Source organism: Venenivibrio stagnispumantis, from assembly GCF_900182795.1.
GTDB classification, from domain to species: domain Bacteria; phylum Aquificota; class Aquificia; order Aquificales; family Hydrogenothermaceae; genus Venenivibrio; species Venenivibrio stagnispumantis.
In genome coordinates this window covers 1-22,343 of sequence record NZ_FXTX01000022.1, presented here as the reverse complement: position 1 = coordinate 22,343, position 22,343 = coordinate 1, and the positions used below count along the sequence as shown (strand labels likewise).

Here is a 22,343-nt window from a genome sequence, read left to right as displayed (position 1 = left end):
CGAAAATTATTTTTTTCCTTATTTTTTGGTTATTTTTAAAGTCAGTTTTAGAAACAAGGAAAATCAACTATTTGGGATTTTTCAAACAGCCTCATGGTATATCTTGACAAATACTCTAAAAGGCTTTACATTTATACACTATGAAGAAAAAAAGGAATATCTCTAAGAGAAGTTCTCTTGGAGAGATAATACCATACACATCAAAAAAGAAAGTCCTTCAAATATTGGTAAAAAGGTATTTAGAGAGATACAAAGGGTGTAATAGTGCTCCCTGTGAATTACTGAGAAATAATCCTTACTATAGGGATTATATCAGTAATTCCAAACCCCTGATGTGATGTGTGTGGAATAAATGTCTATAAAAGGGGGAACTATTATAATCCGAGTTCGGAAATTTAGAAAAAATTTGAAATTCTTAAATTTTATTAATAGGTGGTAAAAATAAAGATTTTTCACAACTGAAAGGATTATCCAATGGATATTTGGCTATTGATGATATAGAGATAGGACTTGATAAAAATATCCCTTTATGGCTATTTGGTTTTATTTATTAACCTTTACATTCCTGGTAATCTTGGAATTTTGCCCAGTTTAGAGAGTTTGTAATATATACCCCAGCCTTTTTTCATCCAGTGGCCTATTATTGGTAAAGGAATCAACATTGCTCTTTTATCATCTCTGTATGCAAGACCACCACCATTGCCCATATCCATTAAACACATAATATTTATATGCTCTACGTAGCTTTTTGGTTCTCCTTTTTCCAGTCCTTCTTTTAAGGCTATATTAAAGGCTACATTTCTTGCCATAACTTCTGCTAAATGTCCTTGTTTTGCTTTCCATGATGGGCCTTCTATTGAAGCCACATCTCCTATCGCATAAATATTTTGAGTTCCTTCTACTTGATTATATTTATCTATTTTTATAAATCCGGCTTCTGTTTTTGGTAAATCTCCTTCTTTTACTGCCGGATGACCATCTCCTGCCGGCACAAAACAGATTAAATCTGCATTTTGTTTTGACCCATCTTCAAAAATTATTCCATCTAAGACAAACTCTTCTATCTTTTTTCCGGTTATTGATTTTATATTTAATCTTTTAAACATCATATCCATCATTTTTAAAGCTTTTTCTCCAAGTCTTTCCCCCGGTCTTGGCATTGGTGCAAAAAATACAAGTTCAAAATTATCCCTAATTCCTTTTTTTCTAAGGTAATAATCTACATTAAATAATAGTTCAAAAACAGGTCCTCCTCTTACAGATTCCGGTGCTTGAGGATTACCTCCAAATCCAAATGCCAATATTCCTTTTCCTTTGTTTATAATCTCATCTAACTTTTCCGAATATCTTAATGTTTCTTCCGGATTTGAACATATTGAGTATGTATATTCAATCCCTTTATGTTTCTTTTTTATCTGACCGGTAGCAATAACTAAATAATCAAAATCATTTCTTATTGTTTCATCTTCCAGATGAAAGCTGTCTTTATTTATTTTTTTAACTTTCCCTTTTGTAAATTTAAATCCGTGGGCTTTTGCAAGCTCTTCTATGGGAATAATAACATCTTCAAATCTTTTTTCTTTTGTCGGTATCCATATAGAGATAGGATATATATAGAGATAATCTCTATCAGATATTAACTCAACATCAAATTTATATTTTCTTAAAAAGATTGCTGCTTCTACTCCGGCTATTCCACCACCTAAAATTATTATCTTCTTCATTTTTTTCCTCCGGATTAATAAGTTTAATAATTATATTATAGTTAGTATTTACTAACTTTGCAAATTTTGGAAATTGAATAAATTTGGATTATAATTTTGTTTAAAAAAGATGAAGATAATGAATATGCAAGATTTATTAGGGCAATACAAGATAGATGTTAAATATGTAAAGGATTTTATAGATAATGACCCTGTTGAAATCCAAGAACTATTTTATAGAAGAGATGAGATATTAAAAAATTTTGATAATCTTACTTGGAAAGAAATTAAAGAATTTTTAAGTATAGAGAAAGAACTCTCTAAATATTTAAAGAAAATTAAACAGAAATATCCCCTTCTTTATGAAAAAATTGTAGAGCCTCAGAATGAATATTTGAAAACTAAATTAATTGATATCTTTGTTACCTTTTGAAATCTCTTCTTGTTTTTTAATTATAGCCGTATACACAAGGCTATTTTTTTCATTATTCATACTATAAAATCTTTCTGATAAACCAAATAAAAGAATATATAAAGGAAGTATTGCATCCCACATTCCACTAAATATTCCACCTATTAAAAAATAAGTTGGAAAAACTGCAAAAGACCATGCTATAAAATTTTGTAAATCATTTATTTTTATAGTTAATATAAATTTAAAATACAAATACATAAATAATAAAATTCCGAATAATCCTATTAATCCTTTTTGTATGAGTTCTGAAATTAAAAAGATAGATTCATAAGTTCTACCAACAGGTGAAGGTGGTTCAAGATAGTAACCGGAGTTATAACCATGTCCTATTAGTAATGGCAAGAAATCCCTATTTTTTATATCTTTTTCAATAACTTCTATTCCCTTTTTTCCTATTTCCCATCTTGCAGAAGAAAATTCATTTAACTCTTCCTGAGTTAATGTTTTATCAAAAGTAATTATTCTAAACATTATCTGATATTTTGGAAATTTATAAAAGGCATAAATATTACCGGCTACAAATAATATTAAAACACTACTTAAAACAGCTATTATAAATTTTCTGTTTATATTCGCTAATCGCAGTAGTTTTACAAGGGTTATTAGATAAATAAATATAATTCCCAAAATAGGATTTCTTTTTCCTGTTAAAAATACAAATCCGGTAAATATGATAAACAAAGCAAAATATATAACTTTAAATTTTTTATCCTTTTCTATTAGAAACATAATAAAGGCAGATATACTACCGAGGGCAAAAATAATACCTACTTCAAAAACCCCACCCCATATAGGCTTTTCTACTTTTAAAACAAAATAGTTATAAAAAGTTACCACTGCTTCAATACTACAAAATATAATAACCAATGTATTTAATTTTTTAAAAAGCTCTGTAGTCGGATTAAAAATATCTTTCATAAAGTAGCTTATAAAAAAGAAATTTTGATTTAAAACTCCGGATAAATCTTTTAATTTACCATATATCAAAGTAGAAGCAATAGATGGCACCATTATGGTAAACAATGGAACTGTTAAAACTCCTCTTGGCTTTATTTCTTTTTTTGCTACTAAATATAACTCCCATATTAAAAATAAAATTATAAATATCTCAAATAAAGAGATAGATATATAAGCAGATGCAAGAAGAATAATAAGAATATTCTCTTTCTTTTTAATACTTTCCATTTATATCTCCTGCATTTTTTTGTTTCTAAACTATAAAGGCTGAAAATTAAAGAAAATTTTAACATACTTTTTCCTTTTTATTTGTGTTATACTATGAAAATAAATAAAGAGGTGAAAAAATGGAGACAGTATTTCTTGGAATAATAGCTTTTTGTATGGTTATTCTTACTTTTCTTGCTTTTGTTATATCTATAGCTTTAATTTTTGTATTAATAGCTTTGGTTGGTGTTTTAAAGACATTAAAATCTTTATTAGAAGAACTTAAACTTGATTATAAAGCATATTCTCCGAAAGTATTAAGATTAATAGAAAATTTAGAAAATACCACTTCATTGTTTAGTTTATTTTCAATTTTTAGAAAGAGGAGTACAAAATGAAAAAAGATAGTATTTGGTTTATATTTGGTTTTATTTCCGGATTTATACTAACCTTACTTGGGATGATTAAAAAAAATAAAAAATTAAAAAAGGTTGAAAAAAAGGAAGATGAGTATATACTTAAAGTAGAGGAAAATTTAAAAAAATTAGAAAAGATTTTAAATCAAAATTTAAAAGGAGGAAACAAATAATGAACAAAAAAGTAGTTTTAGTTGCGATTGGAACATTGCTTGGAGCAGTTGGGGCTTATGTGGCTTACAACAAAAGAGAAGAAATTTTGGCAAAATTACAGCAACTTCAAGAAAGCTTAAAAGAAGCTGAGATAACAGAAAAAGCAAAAGCTACAATTCATGAAATTGCAGAAAAGCTCTCTAACTTGATTAAAAGAAGTGATACCTTAACTGCTGAAGAGAAAGAAAAAGAATTAAAAGAAATAGAAGAAAAAATAGGAAAGTTGGAAGAAGCTGTTAAAGCTGAATAAATTATTATATTTTCTGACTCCGGTTTATTTTTCTATTAAAGATTATTTTGTAAAAAATATAGGATACCATTCAGCCTCGGTATCCTTTTACTTTTTAATGTCTCTTATTCCTCTTTTGTTTTTTATAATCCATACTACTTCTTTAATAGCATATAATCATATTAAACAAGTTATTGAGTATTTATATATTTTATTTCCGGAGCAAGTTTATAATTTTGTAAATCTTATCGTAGATATTTCCATGAAAAACAAAAGTTTTGGAGTTATTTCTTTAATTTTATCTATCTATTTTTCAAAAGATTTTTTCTTTTCATTACAGGATGCCATTAATTTTACTTTTGAAGATAGAAAAATTGAAGCTAAGAAAAAAAGATTAGTCGTTATATTATCTCTACCTTTCTTAACTTTTTTGATAATTTTATTTATATTAATTCAGCTTATATTTATGTTTATAATTAATTTTTTTAAAGATTTTTCAATATTTTCTTTTATTGCAGAATATATTACTTTAATTCAAAAGATATCATTAATTTTTGAGTTTATTGCCGTATTTTTCTTAATGTTTTCTATTTATTATTTTTTACTGCCTTTTAATAATTTATCAAAATATCAAATAGGATTGGTATCTTCATTTATTACAATTTTAATTCAGATTATTAAATATATTTTTAACCTTTATCTATCTTATGTCTCCCATATAAATTCTGTTTATGTAGCAGCCGGTGGAATATTTGCATTTTTAATATGGATTAAATTAAACTTTGATGTTATTTTGATAGGTTCAAGAATATTATTTTATATAGATAATCAAAATCTTCCAAGCTCTAAATAAATATCCGTATCTATCTTTTTTATAAGATTTATATTTAATAACTTTGCATCTTTTATATCAAGAATATCCAGTTTTCCGATAGATGATATTCCATCTTCTCCTACGATTTTTGGAGCTATAAATACTGATATTTTGTCGTATAGTTGATTTTTTATAAATTGGGTAATTAAATCTTTGCCACCTTCAACAAGAAGATGAATAACCTGTTCTTCTTCTGCTAATATTTTCAATATTTCTTTTAAATCTAATCTTTCTTCTTTTTCTTCAAGTTGATAGATTTTTATATTTTTTTCTCTTAATTTTTCTATTTTTGATTTATCTGCATTTTTTGAACAAAATAAAATTGTTTGGGCTTCTTGATTAAATATATTAAAATCTATTGGAGTTTTTATATATCTATCAATCAGAATTCTTTTTGGTTGTTTTTTGGATTTTATATATCTAATTGTTAAAGATGGATTGTCTTTTAATGCTGTATTTACTCCTACCATTACTGCAGATGCTTCAAGTCTTAACTTATGGGCAAATTTTCTTGATTTTTCGGAAGTTATCCATTTTGAGCTACCGATTTTTGTGGCTATTTTTCCATCTATGGTTTGGGCTATTTTAAGATGGATAAATGGTCTTTTTTCTGTAATATATACAAAAAAATCTTCATTTAATTTTTTTGCTTCTTCTTGAAGAATACCGATTTTTGTTTCAATTCCTGCTTTTTTTAAAATTTCTATTCCTTGTCCTGCAACTAATGGATTTGGGTCTAATGTGGCTACTACTACTTTTTTTATTCCTTCTTCTATGATTGCATTTGTGCAAGGCGGTGTTCTTCCATAATGACAACACGGCTCAAGGGTTACATACATTGTTGAGCCTTTTATATCATAGCCTTTTTCTTTTGCATCTTTGATTGCTTCCCTTTCTGCATGAGGCATACCTGCTTTTTTGTGGTATCCTTCTCCTATTATCTTTCCATCTTTTACAATAACAGCTCCAACAGCCGGATTTGGATGGGTATATCCCTTGCCTTTTTTGGCAAGTTGTAAAGCTCTTTTCATATACTTGATATCTTCATTCATCTTTTTTATCCTCTAAGATTTTTCTTATTTTTGCTCTGATTTTTATTTTAACTGCCTTTTTTATATTAATATTTCTAAAATTTATACCACTTTCTTTAAGTTCCTTTATTGCCTGTTTTATGAATTTTTCTTTTTCTTCTTTTTTTAGATTTTTCCAATATTTATAAATATCTTTTTCTTCATATTTTTCTTTTTTTTCTATTATTTCTATAATTTCCGGCTTTGTTTCTGTTTTCGGTAGATATTTTTGTAAATTTTCCTTAATTCTTTTATCTACTTCAAATATTGATACTTTATTTTTTTTATTTATAGGGGCAATAATATATTCTTCATCAAATGCTTTTATTATGGCTTCTACCGGAATATTTTGTTCATACCAATTATTTATAATATGGATTTCCCTTGGTGAGAAAGAAGGTTTATTTAATTTTCCTAAAATATATCCTGATATTTTTTGTATAAACTCATTTTTATCCATGTTAAAATTTTAGCATAAATTAAATTTGGAGAGAAAGATATGAAACCAAAAGTCTTATCGCCATTAATGCCGGAAGTTTTTAAAATAAAGAAATTACTAAGGCATTTAAATTTAAATACTGTTTGTGAAGAGGCTTCCTGTCCTAATATTGGAGAATGTTTTTCTAAGAAAACTGCAACATTTATGATTATGGGAGATATATGCACCAGAAACTGCCCTTATTGTAATGTATCCCATGGAAAGCCTATGCCCCTTGATGAGAAAGAACCGGAAAATATAGCAAAGGCAGTAAATATTCTTGGGCTTAAATATGTGGTTATTACTTCTGTTGATAGAGATGACTTAAAAGATGGTGGTGCTTCCCATTTTGCAAAAGTGATACAAAAAACTAAAGAGTATAATCAAGATGTAAAAATAGAGGTTTTAATACCGGATTTTAAAGGCAGTATTGAAGCTTTAAAGATTGTGATAGATGCAAAGCCTGATGTTATAAACCATAATATAGAAACGGTTCTATCTTTATATAAGAAAGTTAGACCACAGGGAAATTATCAAAGGTCTTTGGAGCTTTTAAAAAATATTAAGGATATAAATGATACTATTATTACAAAATCAGGTTTAATGGTTGGTCTTGGTGAAGAGAAAGAGGAAATTATTCAGGTTATGCAAGATTTGAGGAATGTTAATTGTGATATTCTTACCATAGGTCAGTATTTACAACCATCAAAAAATCATTTACCGGTAAGTAGATATCTATCGGATGAAGAATTTGAAGAGTTTAGATATATAGGTGAAAAACTTGGATTTAAAGAAATATATAGTGGAAAATTGGTGAGAAGTTCTTATCATGCCGGAGAAATTTATAAGAAAATTGTATAAAAATATATTGACATATCAACTATAAAACTTATTTTTATCTTAAAAGATTATTTTTAAAAGGTGAAAGATATGAAAATAAAAATATTAAAAGATGACCCTTCCGGAAATTTTTTAAATATAAAAGCAAAAACAGAACTTAATGTGGTTGTGAATATTATAAACAATGCAGTATATATAATAAATTTTTCTATCTTTAGAACTCCATTCTTCTTTTTCTTTTAAAGAATTTTTTATTAGATACAAAAAATGTAAGATGATTAAGTAATTCCTTAATATCTACAAGCAACCATTCTTCTGAAGATGACAAATTCTCTTTATCTAATAATTTTTGATATTCCGGTAAAATTTGTTCCAATATATCATTTACAATATATAAATTCGCCCTTGCAAACTCAACAATTTCATCATTTGTTTTTTCTTTATCTATAGATTTTTCCCATAATTTATTTAAAATAATCAACGTATTTAAATCTTTTGATATTTTTTCTGAAATAGGCATAGCTGATATAACCTCTCTTTAATTATTTTCGTATTTAATTTAAGTCGTTATTAAGAAAATTTCAAATTATTATCTGTGGATAACTCATATTTTAAAGTTTTAATATGAAAATCAATAACTTGACCGATATTTCATAAAATAATAACGATTTTATCATATACTTATACTTGTGGATAACTTTTAAAACTATATTGAGATAAAAATAAATATAAAAATTCTAATTTCAACATATACTTAATTATATCAATGAGAAAATATATTTTTATATAAAATTCCGCATTATCAAGTACTTAAAAGGTTGTGGATAACTTTTAATTTTAAGCAAGTTATTGAAAAATTAATATTTTTCTTAATTTAAAGTTATATTAAGTTATTGAAAAATTCAATTTTTTAAGGTTGTGGATAATTTATATTAAGTATTGATACAAAATTATTATTAAAATATTCAATTTTATAAATTATTTACAAAATTTATGATATTATATATTTATTTAATAAAATTGCTTTATCAAATATTTAACTTACTTGTGGATAACTCAATTTCATATATAAGTTATTGAAAAATTGAGATTTTTAAATATATAAAATCATATAAATTATTGAAAAATCTAATTTTTTAAATTATCCACAGGCTATAATGTTAAATAAGTTATTGAAAAATTATATATCACTACTTACAAGATATTGATATTATATAATTTTCAGTTATCCACAAGCTTTATTGTTTTGTAAGTTATTGAAAAATAATACCTTATTGCATATAAGTTATTGAAAAACATATTTTTTTTAGTTATCCACAGGTTTTTTAAAAGTTATCCACAGGATTAAGTTATTGAAAATTCCGATATTATTTTTAGATATAACGCTTAATTTATTGAAAAATACTACTTTTTAGAAAAACCAAGTTATCCACAGGTTTAAGTTATTGATAAAACTAAAAAACGGCTCATTTTTATCAAGTTATCCACAGGCTATTATTATTATTTATTATTATTTTATTTTTAAAAATATATTAAAATAATAATTATGAAGAAAAAAATTATTTTAATAGATGGCTCTTCTTATATGTATAGGGCTTTTTATGCGTTGCCGCCGCTTACTTCGCCAAAAGGCGAGCCAACCGGTGCTATTTATGGTTTTTATAGAATGATTTCTAAGCTTATTTCTAATTTAAATCCGGAATATATTGCTGTAGTGTTTGATTTACCCGGACAAACAACAAGACATAAAGAGTTTAAAGAATATAAAGCCACAAGAAAAGAAACTCCCAACGATTTAGTGGTTCAGATACCGAAAATAAAAAAGTTTCTCCAATTATGGGGTATTCCTATTATAGAAAAACAAGGATATGAAGCTGATGATATTATAGCAACTTTGGCTAAAAAGGCTGAAAAAGAAGGTTTTGAAGTTATTGTTGTTTCGCCAGATAAAGATATGATACAACTCATAGATGAAAATATAAAATTGCTTAATCCTATATCAGAAACGTTCTTAGATAGAGAAAAAGTTAAAGAAAAATATGGTATTTATCCTGAGCAGTTTGAAGATTATCTTGCCATGATTGGAGATAATGTAGATAATATACCGGGTATAAAAGGAGTTGGAGCAAAAACAGCTGCAAAGTTATTAAATGAGTTTGGTAGTTTAGACAATATTTTACAGAATAAAGATAAATTATCCGGTAAATTGAAAGAGATTTTTTATAACCTTGATGAAGAAAGCATCAAAATGTCAAGATATTTAGTAAAACTTCAAACAGATATTGATTTAGATATAGATATTGAAGATTTGAAAAAGAAAAAAACTGATTTTATGGGACTTAAAAACTTTTTGGAAGAACTTGGATTTAAAACAGTTTTAAAAGATTTAGATAAATTTGCAAAAGATGATACTCCGAAACAGAGGTCTTTATTTTAATGATGACAGAAAAAGATATTATTGAGGGATTAAAAAAGCATTTTCCAAATCCAAAAACTGAACTTTTACATAAAAATGGATTTGAATTATTAATAATGGTGATTTTATCGGCTCAAACAACAGATGAAAGGGTAAATAGTGTATATCCAAAATTATTTAGTAAATATCCTACGCCGGAAAGCTTATCAAATGCCGATATTAAAGATTTAGAAGAGATTTTAAAACCGGTGGGATTTTTCAGAAGAAAGGCTAAGTTGATAAAACAAGCCGCAAAAGATTTAATTGAAAAATTTGGTGGAAATATTCCGGATAATATTAAAGATTTAGTTAAAATTGCCGGTGTTGGAAGAAAAACAGCTTCTGTAATCCTTGTAAATTTATATAATAAACCTGCTATTGTTGTTGATACCCATGTTATGAGAGTTACAACAAAAAGATGGAAAATAGCAAAAGGAAAAAATCCTGAGAAAGTAGAAAAAGAGCTATCTAATTTTTTCTCTAAGGAAAATTGGAGCTATATCTCAAATGCTATTGTTTTATTTGGTAGATATATTTGTAAAGCTTTTAAACCAAAATGCAAAGAATGTGCTCTTTTAGATAAATGTCCTTATGAAAAAAAGAATATATGAGGTGATGAAAATGGAAGGTTATGTTATTCCTATAATAGAAAGACTTAAAAGAGAGGAAGGCTCTATTTTAATATTTACCCATGAAAACCCTGATGGTGATGGTATAGGCAGTATGCTTGCTTTATACCAATTTTTAAAAAAGAAAAATAAAAATGTTGTTGCAGCAATGAAAGATAATGTTCCGCATATATATGATTTTTTGCCTTATAATCAAGAGATAAAAAAATTACCTTTGGATAAAACCTTTGATGTAGGAATAATTGTTGATGCTGCCGGTGCTTATAGAGCCGGAGTAGAAATTAAAGCAAAAGAAATCCTTAGAATAGACCATCATATTGGTGGAGTTTTTGAAAGTATTTATGATTATATAAATCCTTATGCTGCAGCAACAACTTATCTGGTTGGAGAAATTCTTAGAAATTGGGATGAAGAAGCTATTGATGCTGATATTGCAACCTGTTTATATGTTGGATTAATGACAGATACCGGTTCATTTAGATATAACAATACAAATGAAAAAACTTTTGAAATGGCTGAATTTTTAGTTAAAAAAGGAGCCAATCCTTCTTATATATCTCATATGGTTTTTGAAAGAAATAGCTTAAATGTTTTAAAACTTCTTCAAAAAACATTATCAACAATAGAGCTTTATGAAGATGGTAAAATAGCAGTTTTAACCGTATTTAGAGATTTCCTTGAAGAAACCGGCACAACAGAAGAAGATACAGAAGGATTTGTTCATTTCGCAAGAGGATTAGATGGGGTAGAAGTTGCAATTATTATGATACAAAGAGAAGATAGAAAAACATGGAGAATATCCATCCGAGGAAAAGGAAAGGTTGATGTCCAAAAAATAGCTAAATGCTTTGGTGGTGGTGGTCATAAAGATGCTGCCGGTTGTAGAGTAATTGGAGATTACCATGAGGTTAAACAAAAATTAATAAATGAAATAGCTACAAATTTATCAAAATATGAAGAATTAGTAGAAGTTAAATAACAACCCAATTTTTGTTTTGATAGGGCAAAAGCCCTATTTTTAATATTGTCCAAACACTCTTTTATAAATATACGGAATATTTATTAAAAATTTATTTATATCAAAGATTTGGTCTATTTCTTCTTTTGATAATCTTGATGTTACTTCCGGATCCTGAAGTATAGCATCTTTAAACATTAAACCCTCTGTATCCCATGCTTTCATTGCATTTCTCTGGACTATATCGTAAGCTTCATCTCTTGATAATTCTTTTTCTACAAGTGCTACAAGCAATTTTGAAGAAAAGAATAATCCCTTAGATTTATCTATATTTTTTCTCATATTTTCCGGATAAACTACTAAATCTTTTAAAACTTTCTTGGTAAGTTCTAAAATATAATCCAATGCAATTGCAGAATCAGGCATAATTACCCTTTCCACAGAAGAATGGGATATATCCCTTTCATGCCATAAAGCAATATCTTCCATTGCAGGAATTGCATTTGCCCTTATTACCCTTGCAAGACCGGTTATTCTCTCACATGTGATAGGATTTTTCTTATGGGGCATAGCAGAAGAGCCTCTCTGTCCTTTTTTGAATGGTTCTTGAGCTTCTAATACTTCTGTTCTTTGTAAATGTCTTATTTCTACGGCTATTTTTTCTAAGGAAGAAGCAGTTATAGCCATAGCTGTCATAAATTCTGCATGTCTATCTCTTTGAATAACCTGATTAGATACAGGCTCCGGTTTTAATCCAAGTTCCTGCAATGTTAATTCTTCAAGCTCAGGAGGGATATTTGAATATGTTCCTACTGCACCAGATATAGCTCCTACCGATACAACTTCTTTTGCATTTTCCAATCTTTTCTTATTTCTTTTCATTTCTTCATACCAAAGGGCAAATTTCAATCCAAAAACCATAGGTTCTGCATGGACACCGTGGGTTCTTCCCATCATTACAGTATCTTTATATTTAAATGCATTCTCTTTTAAAATTTCTAAAAGTTCCTCAACATCTTTTATCAAAATATCTAAACTTTCTCTCATAATTAAAGCTAATGCTGTATCTATTACATCGGAGGAAGTTAAACCAAGATGGATATATCTTCCATTTTCTCCGACCTGCTCAGCAACTGCTGTAACAAAAGCAAGGACATCATGATTATATATCTTATCAAGCTCATGTATTCTTTCTACTGTTTTATCATCTATATGAGTTTTTTCTATTATTTCTTTTAAAGCATCATCCGGAATTTTACCAAGTTTATTCCATGCTTTACATACTGCAATCTCAACATCTAACCATTTTTGAAATTTATTTTTTTCACTCCATATATTCCCCATTCTATCTAAGGTATATCTTTTTATCATCTAAACTCCTCTATTTTAAGTTTTGAAAATATTATATAATAAATTATTAATTTCTTGAAAAGGAGCTGTTATGATAGGAGATTTTATTTTAAAGTATTGGAAATTTTTACTTGGAATTGGAATTGTTATGGCTGTTGGTGGTTTATTTATTCCAAATATTATTTTATCAAAAGTTGTTGAATTTACCGGATTTTCTTTTATTGCAATAACTGCTTATGTTCTTGGATATAAAGTAGCTTCTGATGAGGCTGAAAAACAGATAAAAGCAGAGATAGAAAAATTTGCTAAGCAAGATATTAGATATAAATTTGCAGCTGAGAGGGCAATAAAAAATCTAAAAGCACCTTTGAAAGGGGGTAAATAATGGAAGAGTTTGATGTAGTTATTGGTCTTGAAACTCATGTTCAGATGGCTACAAATACCAAAATGTTTTGTTCTTGTAAAGTAGAGTTTGGAGCCCCACCAAATACAAATGTCTGTCCTGTTTGTCTTGCATTTCCCGGAAGTTTGCCTGTTGTAAATAAAAAAGCCGTAGAGTATGCAATAAAAGCATCTTTGGCATTAAATTGTCAGATAAATGAGCTATCAGTTTTTGCAAGAAAAAATTATTTTTATCCTGATTTACCAAAAGGCTATCAAATATCTCAATATGATAAACCTCTTGCCGTAAATGGATATATTGATATAAAAGAAAATGGAAAACATAAAAGAATAAGAATACACAGATTACATATAGAAGAAGATGCCGGAAAAAATATACATGAAGGCAATTACTCTTATGTTGATTTAAATAGAGCCGGAACACCTTTAATGGAAATAGTTACAGAACCTGATATATCCTCTGCCGAAGGAGCAAGATTATATCTTGAAAAATTAAGAAATATAATGAGATATATAGGCGTATCAGATGCAGATATGGAAAAAGGACAATTAAGATGTGATGTAAATATATCTTTAAAACCAAAAGGCTCCGATAAACTCGGCACAAAAGTTGAACTAAAAAATATAAACTCCTTTAGATTTATACAAAAAGCAATAGAGTATGAAATAGAAAGACAAGCTAAATTATTAAAAAAAGGAGAAAAAATTATCCAAGAAACAAGATTATTTGACCCATCTTCCGGAAAAACATACACAATGAGAACAAAAGAAGAAGCTCATGATTATAGATATTTCCCAGACCCGGATTTGCTTCCATTGCTTATTACAAAAGAACAGATAGAAAAAATAAAAAGCACTCTTCCTGAACTTCCTGATGAAAAAGTTCAAAGATATATAAATCAACTTGGACTTCCGGAATACGATGCAGAAGTTTTATCATCAGATAAAGATTTAGCATTATATTTTGAAAATGTTATAAAAATCTTCCCTTTAAATCCAAAAGCAGTATCAAATTGGATATTAAACGAACTACTTGGAAAACTAAATGAAAAAGGACTACATATTACCCAATCTCCTATCAAAGAAAAAGATATAGCAGAAATCTTAGAGTTAATCCAAAATGGAACAATATCAGGTAAAATTGCAAAAGATATATTCAATGAGATGTTTGAAACCGGAAAATCTCCAAAGCAGATAGTAGAAGAAAAAGGTTTAAAACAAATATCAGATGAAGGAGAAATAAGAAAAATTATAGAAGAAGTATTATCAAAATATCCGGCAGAAGTTGAAAAATACAAAAATGGAAATGAAAAACTATTTGGTTTCTTTGTCGGACAAGTAATGAAAGAAACAAAAGGAAAAGCAAACCCTGCTATTGTTAATAAAATATTAAAAGACCTCTTGACATAAAGAAGAAATTCGTTTATTATATATTATACTTATTTTCCCGAGTAGCTCAGCAGGCAGAGCAGCCGGCTGTTAACCGGCTGGTCGGGGGTTCGAATCCCTCCTCGGGAGCTTTATTCTTAACATCTTCAATAAAGTAAATAAAATGGAGAAGGTCATGGATTTATCAAAAATACCAGCAGGAAAAAAACCACCAGAAGATATTTATGTAGTAATAGAAATACCTCAGGGTAGTTCCATTAAATACGAAATAGATAAAGAAAGTGGTGCTGTGTTCGTTGATAGATTTTTATTTACTGCTATGTATTATCCTTTCAATTATGGATTTATACCAAATACGTTGGCAGATGATGGAGACCCAACAGATGTATTGGTAGTTTCAAGAGAACCTGTTGTCCCTGGTTCTGTTATAAGAGCAAGACCTATTGGAATGCTTGAAATGGAAGATGAAGAAGGTATAGATACAAAGATTATTGCTGTGCCTGTATCAAAATTAGATAATACGTTTGATAATATAAAAGAAGTAACAGATTTACCGGAAGCAACATTAAATAAAATTAAACATTTCTTTGAGCATTATAAAGAACTTGAATCAGGTAAATGGGTAAAAGTAAAATCCTTCAAATCTTCCAAAGAAGCGATGGAAGACATCCAAAAATCAATCCAAAATTTTAAAAAATAGTTGCAAAATAATATAGTTTGATATATAATATTAGTCTCAAATTTACGGAGCGTAGCTCAGGTGGGAGAGCACGTGCCTTGGGAGCACGGGGTCGCAGGTTCAAGTCCTGCCGCTCCGATTTTCTATTTACCAAATAGGGAGCGCCCGTAGCTCAGCTGGATAGAGCAACGGACTTCTAATCCGTAGGTCGCACGTTCGAATCGTGCCGGGCGCATAACATCGCGGGGTGGAGCAGCTTGGTAGCTCGCTGGGCTCATAACCCAGAGGTCGCAGGTTCAAATCCTGCCCCCGCAATTACATTGATTTTACGATTGAAGGTTAAAAGTGGATTTTTAAACTTATAATTTATCCAATAAAATCCTTGTAGTTCTTTATCCCTTTCAATCTTAACTTCTTCAAGCACTTCACTTATAATTTCTCTTGCTGATTGTATATCCATAGCAAAGATGTTATCTATCTGCTGTATGAGTATATCTATAACTTCATCATCAATGATAACATTTTCTATTTCGTTAAAGCTTTTGAGTTCCAATTTTAACAGGTTTATTTTTTCTTCATACTCTTTTATCTTTTCTGCTAATGCTTTGCTCGGTGTTTCCTCAAAGATTTCAAGGATATTGTTTAGCTTTTTGGTTAGATTATCAATTTCTTTGGATATATCAGATTTTGATTTTTGTTTTGAGTAATATAATTTAATCTGTTCTTCTAATTCTTCTTTAAACTTTTCCCTGTTCTCTTTTAAATATTGCTTTATGGCTTGAATTACTATCTGATTTAGCATTGCTTCACTAAAAGAAGCCGTTATATCGCAAGCTCCTACAAGTGATAGCCTACATCTAAAACTTGTTCTTGAATTTTTAATTAGATTGCTTCCACATTCGCATTTAATAAAGCCACCTAAAAGCGTTGTATATCCTACTCCTTTTCTTTTATTATCTCCTTTTCTTCTTGATAACCTGCTATTGTTTGCTTCTTCCCATAACTCTTCCGGTATTATCCTTAAATCCGGTCTTTCAATCCTTATCCATTGGCTCGGTGGATTAGGTATTACCTTTCTTTTAGGAAAACCTGCTATCTTTTTATATTGGCGTTTATTCCAAATGATAACTCCTTTATAAATCTCATTTGTGATTATCTCTCTTACTGCATTTGACGACCATTTAGCATTTCTCGGCGATGGAATGTTTCTTTGATTTAATATCCTTGCTATCTCTTTAAATCCTTTGCCTGATACATAGAGATTGAATATTTCCCTTACAATCTCTGCTTCTTTCTCATCAATCTCTAACTCTCCGTCTTTTATCCTATAACCGAATTTAGCGTCAAAAACAACCTTTCCTTGTGTTAATCTTCCGTATAACCCTCTCCAAGTGTTCTTCCTTATGCTTTCAATATATTGTTCGTCTGCTATTCCGTTAGCCGAAAGTAAAAGTTCTATATTTTCTTGTTCCGTAGTTATTCCCTGTGATACAAAGATAATTTCAGTTCCATAGTTATATTTCAGTTCTCTAACCCTTAACTTTATCTCTGCCGTATCCCTTGATATTCTACTTGTGTGATAGGTATATATTCTTTTGATTGAGTTTTTCTTTACATATTCAAGCATTTCTTTATAAGCCTCTCTATCATCTGATAAACCGGATTTAGCTTCATCAAAGAAAACGGCTATAATCTCATCTCCCCTTTTGTCTGCTTCTATCTGACATAATATAACTTGGTCTTTAATTGATTTTTTATCTTGGTTTTTGCTACTATATCTTGCATAAATTACCGCTTTCATTTACCTTCTCCACCTTTAAAGTGTTATTCTCAATTGTTATCTTTATAATACCTTTTTTCTCTAACTCTTTCAAATAGTTTATGCTTATTGTTGTTATCTTTTGGATTATCTTATCCTTTTCTGCTACCTTCATTGTTTCACCTTTTGAAGTTATATTTTCAGGACAGGCTTATCACCTGTCCCGTATGTGATTACCAAGAGATTGTTATGTTGAGTGTATCGGTATAAGTTCCTAATGCATTATTGCTTGCATTCTCGGATTGTGGCACTTTTGCATAGATGGTTATGTTTTGAGTATTACCATCGCCCGTTCCTGTCATTGTGTTATTACTTCCTACTCCAATCTCGGTTGTATATCCACTATCCTGATAGAGCCTATATGCGAGATAATTTCCATTTCCATCGGTAGCCCTTCTAACACCACCACTTGCATTATTACCATCTCCGAAAGTGATTGTATAGTTTAATCCATTATCACATTCTATTTGCAACTGAAAATTACCGGTTGCGTCGCCCAAACCGGAATAAGCCAAGCTTAAAGATGGTGAGTTTTGAATACTACACCCCGGTTGTGCCGTTGCCGTTAATGTTGTGCTTCCAGATGTATCACCTGCATAAGCTAAGCTTGTTAATCCTATCGCCATTCCGAGTGTTAATAATACTTTCTTCATTCTATCTCACCTCCTATTGTTATTACCAAGAAACCTTTAATGTTAAAGTTCCGGTATAAGTTCCGGCAACCGGTTGTTGGCTAGGGGATATTATCGCTGAGCTACTGGCTGACCCGGGAGTTCCTGCACCTAAAACCGGATATAAAGTTATCGTGTGTTCGCTACCATCTCCCGTTCCTGAAATTGCATCCCAAGTTCCACTACAAGCCCAACAATACCCCCCTTTTGCAAGCCACTGAGAGTAATCCGGCGTTTTTGCAAGAGATAGTCTGATAACGGAGTTTGCGTCTGATGTGTTTGTTATTTGAACGTTTGAAGATGTATCACTTCCATTGATGGTGTAATTAACCCCTTGCGTGCATTTAATAGTAAAGCTAAACGGATTTAATGCCACTACTTTGTTGTTTTTCACATCAATGGTGCTAAAAGTTCCTAAATCTACACTTGACGGAAGATTAAGGACACAACCACCACTATAATCAATACTTACAGGCACATCTACACTTGTTTGTCCTGCAATAGCCGTGCCTGATAATGTGGCTAATGCAAGCAAGCCTAAAACTTTTGCTTTTGCTTTACGCATAGCTATACACCTCCTATTAGAATTTAATTGCATTCGTATTCTTGCTTAAATTTTTCAAAGGTAATCATTCCTTTCTTGCTTTCTACCTGATAACTCTTTTTGCTATCAGGTAATACGTAATCCGTAATTTGCTTATCACCTATGCCTATAATCTTTAAATGAGTATTGCCTTTATTCTCAATGGTTATAGTGTTATCTTTACAAGTAATATCTGCCCTTAAAATCTCATTCTTTGCAGGTATAAATACCGGTATTGATAAACTCTTTTGTAGCTTTAAAGTGTTTTTATCCTTATCTTCTATCTTTTTAACATCAAGCTCATCAAGTATCAACCTGTAAGCCTTTTCTTTCTTATCGTCATTGTCTTTTGCAAGATAGATAATCTTTATACTTTTCTTGCCGTTTGCTTTAAAGATGTTCGGAAAAACTACCATCTCATCATCTTTAACCGGTATTAACTTATCTTCTCCGTTCTCCTGCGTCCATCTGTAAATTGTAGCCTGATACCTTGCCCCTTCATCTTCAATGTTTAAGTATGCTTTGTTTTTCTCCAACATAACCGGTATCGGATAGATAGATAAAGCATAAGCCTGTGTCATTATGCTTGACATAGCTAAAAAGCCTAAGAGTTCTTTAATCATTTTTGCCCCCTTTTTTCATCTCTTCTTGAATGCATTGTGTTAATTCTTCCTGTCTGAAAAAAAGATTTAATGCTGTTTCTTGAGGAGTGTTTCCTTCTATCCCCAACTTCTTAGCACATTTATTTGCCAGCTCCGGAATAATGGATTTTTCAACCTGCACTGCTTTCGGTTGGTCTTGGTCTTCTCCTGCATAAGCCTGTGTTATCACTCCGGCTATAATTAAGCCACTTAAAACTTTTTTAAGCATTTTTAATTACCTCCAAAGAAGTTTTCTTATTAATCAATACGTAAAAAATTTTTTTAGCTTTTGCATAGGTAGGGTAAAAAATGGAAAAAGAAAAAAAGAAAGGGCAAAAGCCCTTTAAAAAGAGAAAATTACTTTAAAACTTCGTTAATTTGCTTTTCTTGGATAGAGTTTAAATTACTGCCAAAAGTTTTAGCTTCGTTGTAGATAAGATAAAAAAATCCGGCAGTAAATAAAGCCAAAATAAACATTGCTTTTGCCATAATGATAACCTCCTTAGGAAGTAAATTATTTGTTGATTACTTGTTTAAGCTTAATTGCATATCTTTGTGCTAATGAGAAAAAGCCGTCTGTATATTCTTCGGAAACATAGGTTGCTAAATCGGAAATAGCCTCATAGAAAAGCTTTTCTATAAACTCTTCCTTGTTTTTAGGCTCATTCTTTTTCTTGGTTTCAAGCAAAACTGCTTGTTTTCCAAGGAAATTTTCTGCTTTAAAAACAACGGCTAAAATGTGCTTACAAGCAACTTTTCTGTTCTTAGCATCAGGGCAGGTGCATTTTGCAGAGCTTGTTTCAAGATTAACTACTACATCATAATCTTTAACCTTTGCCGTGATTTTTCCTTTATCAATTCTCATCTCTTTGATTAAGCCTTTCTCTACAAGTTCCTTTGCCCTGATAAATCTGTTGTGGTTCTCCTGATTTTGCTTTTTCAACTTTTCAAGCAAAATCTTTTGAGTTTCTTTGACTGCGTTTAAATCGTTAATGTTGCAGTAAATATTTGCCATAGCCGATACCTCCTATTGAATTTTTTTGCCCGTAGGGGCTACTCAATGCTTTCCTTTTGTAGAAAAACAAAGGGTAGCCCCTACGGGCTTTCGGAAGGTATCGGCTTTAATGCGTTCTCAAAATGATTAAATTCACCCTACTTATGCAAAAGCTAATCCGGTATCGGTTTTAAGAAAGGTAGCAGTAAAAGAAAGCAGAAAAAAAGACAGGCAAAAGCCTGTCAAAAGTAATGGATTAATGATATTGTCTAACAATAAGCCCAAATCTTTTTCTAAAATCACTCAAAGGAATAGAATATCCGAGTTCCGAGTAATCCGGAAAGCTAACATTTAAAGCTAAAACAAAATCTTCTTCAAGGTAAAAATGGAAGATTTTTTTCATCATCAGGCGTAATAATCAAAACTACACCTAATAACTCAATCTTTCCGTTGTGATTAAAATAATTGTTAGCGTGCTTTTCAAGGTAATAAATGCTTTCTTTGTCTAAATCCATTCCGTAAAACAATGCAGTCGTTGATTTAACTCTCTCAATAAACTCTTTCACGGCTAAATTTAAAGTTTTCATATCTCTAACCTCCTATGGAAGTAAATTTAGTTGTTTAGTGCAATAGCATTTCTCACACTAAAAGCCTTTTTGTTATAAAGAGTAAATTCAAAACCGGATTGTCTGATAACGGAGAAGAATGGCTCTTGCATTAGAAGATATGGATTTACCGGCTCTACACTTACACCATAAAATTTATTAACCTTGATTACAAGATAAAAGCGATAACTTCCATTGGCAAAAGTTAGATAATACTCTACCAAGGGATTATCATAAGGCTTAAATCTGTCTTTTCTTACAACCTTTATGATGCTATCAAGTGATTTTTCGGCAAATCCGTAATCTAATGCAAAAGCTTCCACTTTGTCTAAAACATCTTCGGATAATTCTTCGTTGTAAAAATCTTTAACCATAGCCAATAAAGACATAGTAAATTGTGAAAATTGTTTAACCATAGCTATAACCTCCTTTTTAAAGATTTTTTTGGAAGTAAATGGAAGAAATTAATTTGAAATCACAAATGGCTTTAACCATCTAAGTTCATTCCAAGAAAAAACATAGCCTAATTTTCCGGCATTTTTGCTACCGAGTAAGGAAAGTTCCACCCAAGCAATAATGCGACCGTAGGAAATGCTAAACTCAATAAATCCTTCAAAAAACACGCCGGAAAGGATATTATCCAAAGAAATAAAGATTTCGGCTTTAACACCGGAAGGTTTTCTCTTTACTTCTAAAACCCTGTAATCTTTGCTAAACAATGAGATTAACTCTTCAATGAAAAGCTTGTTGCTTACAAGGTCAAAGAAAAGTTCTTTATCTTTTTCTGCAACATTTTTAAGAAAGGTTAAAATCTCTTTAAAAGCTTCATCGTGTCTTTTATCGCCAACAATAGACATATAAGCCACTTCTTCTAACCAATTCTCAAAAGAAAAAAGAAAACTTGCCTTATCTTTCTTGTCTTGTAAATAGGCTTTAAAAGCCTCTAATGTTCTTTCTCTTAAAGCCTGTAAATCTCTGACTAAATGAGCTTTCTCTTTCATAACGCTAACCTCCTTTTTAGAAGTAAATTAATTTTGTTTTGCCTTGTCAATAAGATGGCTTGCCTCTTCAAAAGATAGGCTTTCTACATCAACGGATTTGATTTTACCGGCTTGGATTAGCTTTTTGAGATAAGCCTTTTGCTTGTCAGTAGCAGGTTTTTTTTGAGTTTGAGCTTCTGATATAGCTCCTGACATTAAGAGCTTATTGATAAAATCTTCACCTACTACTTCTTCAAGCAATCTCTTTGTTGCCCTTGTTTCTGCCGTTCCGAGTGCGTCGTGATAAATTCTCTTTTCGCCTTTAATATCTTGTTCCTCTGCACCACCGAGACTTTCAAATTGCAATACTGCACCATTAGGCAAGGTAATTCTTATTCCTGCTTTAACCACAACCGGATTAAAGGAGAGAATATCCTTTTTAAACTCTACGCTACCGCCTATTGACGCTATATCGCGGGATAAATGGTTAAGCATTGCAAGGGCAACGGGTCTTGTGATTTCAAGCCGTCCGTTGATTTTTACACAAGCCGTTTTGTTTTCCAACAAGATGGCAGAAAGCCTTTGTCTGAGCGAGCCGAAAAATTGTTCCTCTGAGCTTGCAAGAGTTTTTATACCAAAACCGAAAAGGAATGATAATTATATCACATTAAAAGCCTCCTTAATATAAGGATAAAAAGTTAAACTCTTAAGATGGTTTTCTGATAA

32 protein-coding genes and 4 tRNA genes are annotated in these 22,343 nt (G+C 30.1%); 17 read left to right on the top strand and 19 right to left on the bottom strand.

Translation table 11 applies throughout. The features are described from left to right. Positions 1-557: 557 nt before the first annotated feature. A complete protein-coding gene (locus tag QOR43_RS07695; protein WP_265135029.1) occupies positions 558-1,724 on the bottom strand; it encodes an NAD(P)/FAD-dependent oxidoreductase in 1,167 nt (388 codons plus the stop codon). Between the two features lie 109 nt (positions 1,725-1,833). Between QOR43_RS07695 and QOR43_RS07690 the strand changes: the two genes are divergently transcribed. Then, the gene (locus QOR43_RS07690; protein ID WP_265135028.1) at positions 1,834-2,136 is read left to right on the top strand and encodes a hypothetical protein; all 303 of its coding nucleotides are present in this window, start codon (positions 1,834-1,836) and stop codon (positions 2,134-2,136) included. Here the strand turns inward: QOR43_RS07690 and QOR43_RS07685 are convergent. After that, positions 2,110-3,363 (bottom strand): O-antigen ligase family protein, encoded by a 1,254-nt coding sequence (locus QOR43_RS07685; protein ID WP_265135027.1) that lies wholly within the window; start codon positions 3,361-3,363, stop codon positions 2,110-2,112. The genes QOR43_RS07690 and QOR43_RS07685 overlap by 27 nt on opposite strands. Positions 3,364-3,482: 119 nt before the next feature. On the opposite strand from QOR43_RS07685, the gene QOR43_RS07680 reads away from it, so the two are divergent. Genes QOR43_RS07680 through QOR43_RS07665 form a run of 4 tightly spaced genes read left to right on the top strand, consistent with a single transcriptional unit; the run spans position 3,483 to position 5,053 of the window. After that, positions 3,483-3,740, top strand: a complete 258-nt coding sequence (locus QOR43_RS07680) for a hypothetical protein (protein ID WP_265135026.1) — start codon at positions 3,483-3,485, stop codon at positions 3,738-3,740. Further along, positions 3,737-3,931 (top strand): hypothetical protein, encoded by a 195-nt coding sequence (locus tag QOR43_RS07675; RefSeq protein WP_265135025.1) that lies wholly within the window; start codon positions 3,737-3,739, stop codon positions 3,929-3,931. Before QOR43_RS07680 ends, QOR43_RS07675 begins: the two co-directional genes overlap by 4 nt. Beyond that, positions 3,931-4,221, top strand: coding sequence for a YtxH domain-containing protein (locus QOR43_RS07670; protein WP_265135024.1), 291 nt, complete (start codon positions 3,931-3,933; stop codon positions 4,219-4,221). The genes QOR43_RS07675 and QOR43_RS07670 overlap by 1 nt, the downstream gene beginning before the upstream one ends. Continuing rightward, the gene (locus QOR43_RS07665; RefSeq protein ID WP_345782866.1) at positions 4,205-5,053 is read left to right on the top strand and encodes a YihY/virulence factor BrkB family protein; all 849 of its coding nucleotides are present in this window, start codon (positions 4,205-4,207) and stop codon (positions 5,051-5,053) included. Before QOR43_RS07670 ends, QOR43_RS07665 begins: the two co-directional genes overlap by 17 nt. Here QOR43_RS07665 and ribD read toward each other — a convergent pair. Continuing rightward, positions 5,029-6,126, bottom strand: a complete 1,098-nt coding sequence (gene ribD, locus QOR43_RS07660; protein ID WP_265135023.1) for a bifunctional diaminohydroxyphosphoribosylaminopyrimidine deaminase/5-amino-6-(5-phosphoribosylamino)uracil reductase RibD — start codon at positions 6,124-6,126, stop codon at positions 5,029-5,031. The two genes, QOR43_RS07665 and ribD, sit on opposite strands and share 25 nt — an antisense overlap. Continuing rightward, a complete protein-coding gene (locus QOR43_RS07655) occupies positions 6,119-6,604 on the bottom strand; it encodes a hypothetical protein (RefSeq protein WP_265135022.1) in 486 nt (161 codons plus the stop codon). The genes ribD and QOR43_RS07655 overlap by 8 nt, the downstream gene beginning before the upstream one ends. Positions 6,605-6,643: 39 nt before the next feature. On the opposite strand from QOR43_RS07655, the gene lipA reads away from it, so the two are divergent. Both lipA and QOR43_RS07645 read left to right on the top strand, forming a co-directional pair. Further along, positions 6,644-7,483: a lipoyl synthase gene (lipA, locus tag QOR43_RS07650; RefSeq protein WP_265135021.1), complete on the top strand. Its 840-nt coding sequence runs from the start codon at positions 6,644-6,646 to the stop codon at positions 7,481-7,483. Between the two features lie 69 nt (positions 7,484-7,552). Continuing rightward, a complete protein-coding gene (locus QOR43_RS07645) occupies positions 7,553-7,705 on the top strand; it encodes a hypothetical protein (protein WP_265135020.1) in 153 nt (50 codons plus the stop codon). Here the strand turns inward: QOR43_RS07645 and QOR43_RS07640 are convergent. Beyond that, entirely contained in the window at positions 7,677-7,982 is a 306-nt protein-coding gene (locus tag QOR43_RS07640) for a hypothetical protein (protein ID WP_265135019.1), read from the bottom strand. The two genes, QOR43_RS07645 and QOR43_RS07640, sit on opposite strands and share 29 nt — an antisense overlap. A gap of 1,026 nt (positions 7,983-9,008) precedes the next feature. Between QOR43_RS07640 and QOR43_RS07635 the strand changes: the two genes are divergently transcribed. From QOR43_RS07635 to QOR43_RS07625, 3 genes are read left to right on the top strand one after another with little or no spacing between them, the layout of a single operon-like run. Continuing rightward, positions 9,009-9,899 carry a 5'-3' exonuclease gene (locus tag QOR43_RS07635; protein ID WP_265135018.1) on the top strand — a complete coding sequence of 297 codons (891 nt, stop codon included), beginning with the start codon at positions 9,009-9,011 and terminating at the stop codon, positions 9,897-9,899. Then, positions 9,899-10,528 (top strand): endonuclease III, encoded by a 630-nt coding sequence (gene nth, locus QOR43_RS07630; RefSeq protein WP_265135017.1) that lies wholly within the window; start codon positions 9,899-9,901, stop codon positions 10,526-10,528. Before QOR43_RS07635 ends, nth begins: the two co-directional genes overlap by 1 nt. A 10-nt stretch (positions 10,529-10,538) precedes the next feature. Next, positions 10,539-11,525 (top strand): DHH family phosphoesterase, encoded by a 987-nt coding sequence (locus QOR43_RS07625; RefSeq protein WP_345782865.1) that lies wholly within the window; start codon positions 10,539-10,541, stop codon positions 11,523-11,525. A 39-nt stretch (positions 11,526-11,564) separates the two neighbouring features. Here the strand turns inward: QOR43_RS07625 and purB are convergent, their stop codons facing one another. Continuing rightward, on the bottom strand, positions 11,565-12,875 hold the full coding sequence (gene purB, locus QOR43_RS07620) for an adenylosuccinate lyase (protein ID WP_265135013.1): 1,311 nt from the start codon (positions 12,873-12,875) through the stop codon (positions 11,565-11,567). A gap of 70 nt (positions 12,876-12,945) precedes the next feature. Here purB and QOR43_RS07615 point away from each other — a divergent pair, with 70 nt between their 5' ends. The 7 genes from QOR43_RS07615 to QOR43_RS07585 all read left to right on the top strand — a co-directional run bounded on the left by QOR43_RS07615 (position 12,946) and on the right by QOR43_RS07585 (position 15,639). Then, positions 12,946-13,239 (top strand): DUF4491 family protein, encoded by a 294-nt coding sequence (locus QOR43_RS07615; protein WP_265135012.1) that lies wholly within the window; start codon positions 12,946-12,948, stop codon positions 13,237-13,239. Beyond that, positions 13,239-14,666, top strand: coding sequence for an Asp-tRNA(Asn)/Glu-tRNA(Gln) amidotransferase subunit GatB (gatB, locus tag QOR43_RS07610; RefSeq protein ID WP_265135011.1), 1,428 nt, complete (start codon positions 13,239-13,241; stop codon positions 14,664-14,666). Before QOR43_RS07615 ends, gatB begins: the two co-directional genes overlap by 1 nt. Before the next feature lie 35 nt (positions 14,667-14,701). Beyond that, positions 14,702-14,774, top strand: a tRNA-Asn gene (locus tag QOR43_RS07605). Positions 14,775-14,820: 46 nt separating this feature from the next. Beyond that, positions 14,821-15,345: an inorganic diphosphatase gene (gene ppa / locus QOR43_RS07600; RefSeq protein ID WP_265135015.1), complete on the top strand. Its 525-nt coding sequence runs from the start codon at positions 14,821-14,823 to the stop codon at positions 15,343-15,345. Positions 15,346-15,390: 45 nt separating this feature from the next. Further along, positions 15,391-15,463, top strand: a tRNA-Pro gene (locus QOR43_RS07595). Between the two features lie 22 nt (positions 15,464-15,485). Further along, positions 15,486-15,559 (top strand) — tRNA-Arg (locus QOR43_RS07590). 6 nt (positions 15,560-15,565) lie between these two features. Continuing rightward, positions 15,566-15,639 (top strand) — tRNA-Met (locus QOR43_RS07585). Here the strand turns inward: QOR43_RS07585 and QOR43_RS08635 are convergent. From QOR43_RS08635 to QOR43_RS07525, 13 genes are all read right to left on the bottom strand, one after another. Then, on the bottom strand, positions 15,599-17,125 hold the full coding sequence (locus tag QOR43_RS08635; protein WP_425609144.1) for a recombinase family protein: 1,527 nt from the start codon (positions 17,123-17,125) through the stop codon (positions 15,599-15,601). The genes QOR43_RS07585 and QOR43_RS08635 overlap by 41 nt on opposite strands. Then, complete coding sequence (locus QOR43_RS07580) at positions 17,097-17,258, bottom strand: hypothetical protein (protein ID WP_265135010.1); 162 nt, start codon at positions 17,256-17,258, stop codon at positions 17,097-17,099. The genes QOR43_RS08635 and QOR43_RS07580 overlap by 29 nt, the downstream gene beginning before the upstream one ends. A gap of 58 nt (positions 17,259-17,316) precedes the next feature. Continuing rightward, on the bottom strand, positions 17,317-17,796 hold the full coding sequence (locus tag QOR43_RS07575) for a Csu type fimbrial protein (protein WP_265135009.1): 480 nt from the start codon (positions 17,794-17,796) through the stop codon (positions 17,317-17,319). A gap of 22 nt (positions 17,797-17,818) precedes the next feature. Then, positions 17,819-18,379 (bottom strand): Csu type fimbrial protein, encoded by a 561-nt coding sequence (locus tag QOR43_RS07570; RefSeq protein WP_265135008.1) that lies wholly within the window; start codon positions 18,377-18,379, stop codon positions 17,819-17,821. A gap of 23 nt (positions 18,380-18,402) precedes the next feature. Next, complete coding sequence (locus tag QOR43_RS07565; RefSeq protein WP_265135007.1) at positions 18,403-19,020, bottom strand: fimbrial biogenesis chaperone; 618 nt, start codon at positions 19,018-19,020, stop codon at positions 18,403-18,405. Next, positions 19,013-19,267 carry a hypothetical protein gene (locus QOR43_RS07560; protein WP_265135006.1) on the bottom strand — a complete coding sequence of 85 codons (255 nt, stop codon included), beginning with the start codon at positions 19,265-19,267 and terminating at the stop codon, positions 19,013-19,015. Before QOR43_RS07560 ends, QOR43_RS07565 begins: the two co-directional genes overlap by 8 nt. A 128-nt stretch (positions 19,268-19,395) precedes the next feature. Next, on the bottom strand, positions 19,396-19,527 hold the full coding sequence (locus QOR43_RS07555) for a hypothetical protein (RefSeq protein ID WP_265135005.1): 132 nt from the start codon (positions 19,525-19,527) through the stop codon (positions 19,396-19,398). 25 nt (positions 19,528-19,552) lie between these two features. Beyond that, entirely contained in the window at positions 19,553-20,053 is a 501-nt protein-coding gene (locus QOR43_RS07550) for an SWIM zinc finger family protein (RefSeq protein ID WP_265135004.1), read from the bottom strand. Between the two features lie 235 nt (positions 20,054-20,288). Beyond that, positions 20,289-20,435: a hypothetical protein gene (locus QOR43_RS07545; RefSeq protein WP_265135003.1), complete on the bottom strand. Its 147-nt coding sequence runs from the start codon at positions 20,433-20,435 to the stop codon at positions 20,289-20,291. Continuing rightward, positions 20,407-20,619 carry a hypothetical protein gene (locus QOR43_RS07540; protein ID WP_265135002.1) on the bottom strand — a complete coding sequence of 71 codons (213 nt, stop codon included), beginning with the start codon at positions 20,617-20,619 and terminating at the stop codon, positions 20,407-20,409. Before QOR43_RS07540 ends, QOR43_RS07545 begins: the two co-directional genes overlap by 29 nt. Positions 20,620-20,645: 26 nt before the next feature. Continuing rightward, positions 20,646-21,053, bottom strand: a complete 408-nt coding sequence (locus QOR43_RS07535; RefSeq protein ID WP_265135001.1) for a hypothetical protein — start codon at positions 21,051-21,053, stop codon at positions 20,646-20,648. 48 nt (positions 21,054-21,101) lie between these two features. Next, positions 21,102-21,638 (bottom strand): hypothetical protein, encoded by a 537-nt coding sequence (locus QOR43_RS07530; RefSeq protein WP_265134999.1) that lies wholly within the window; start codon positions 21,636-21,638, stop codon positions 21,102-21,104. Between the two features lie 27 nt (positions 21,639-21,665). Continuing rightward, positions 21,666-22,181 (bottom strand): hypothetical protein, encoded by a 516-nt coding sequence (locus QOR43_RS07525; protein ID WP_265134998.1) that lies wholly within the window; start codon positions 22,179-22,181, stop codon positions 21,666-21,668. Between the last annotated feature and the right edge of the window lie 162 nt (positions 22,182-22,343).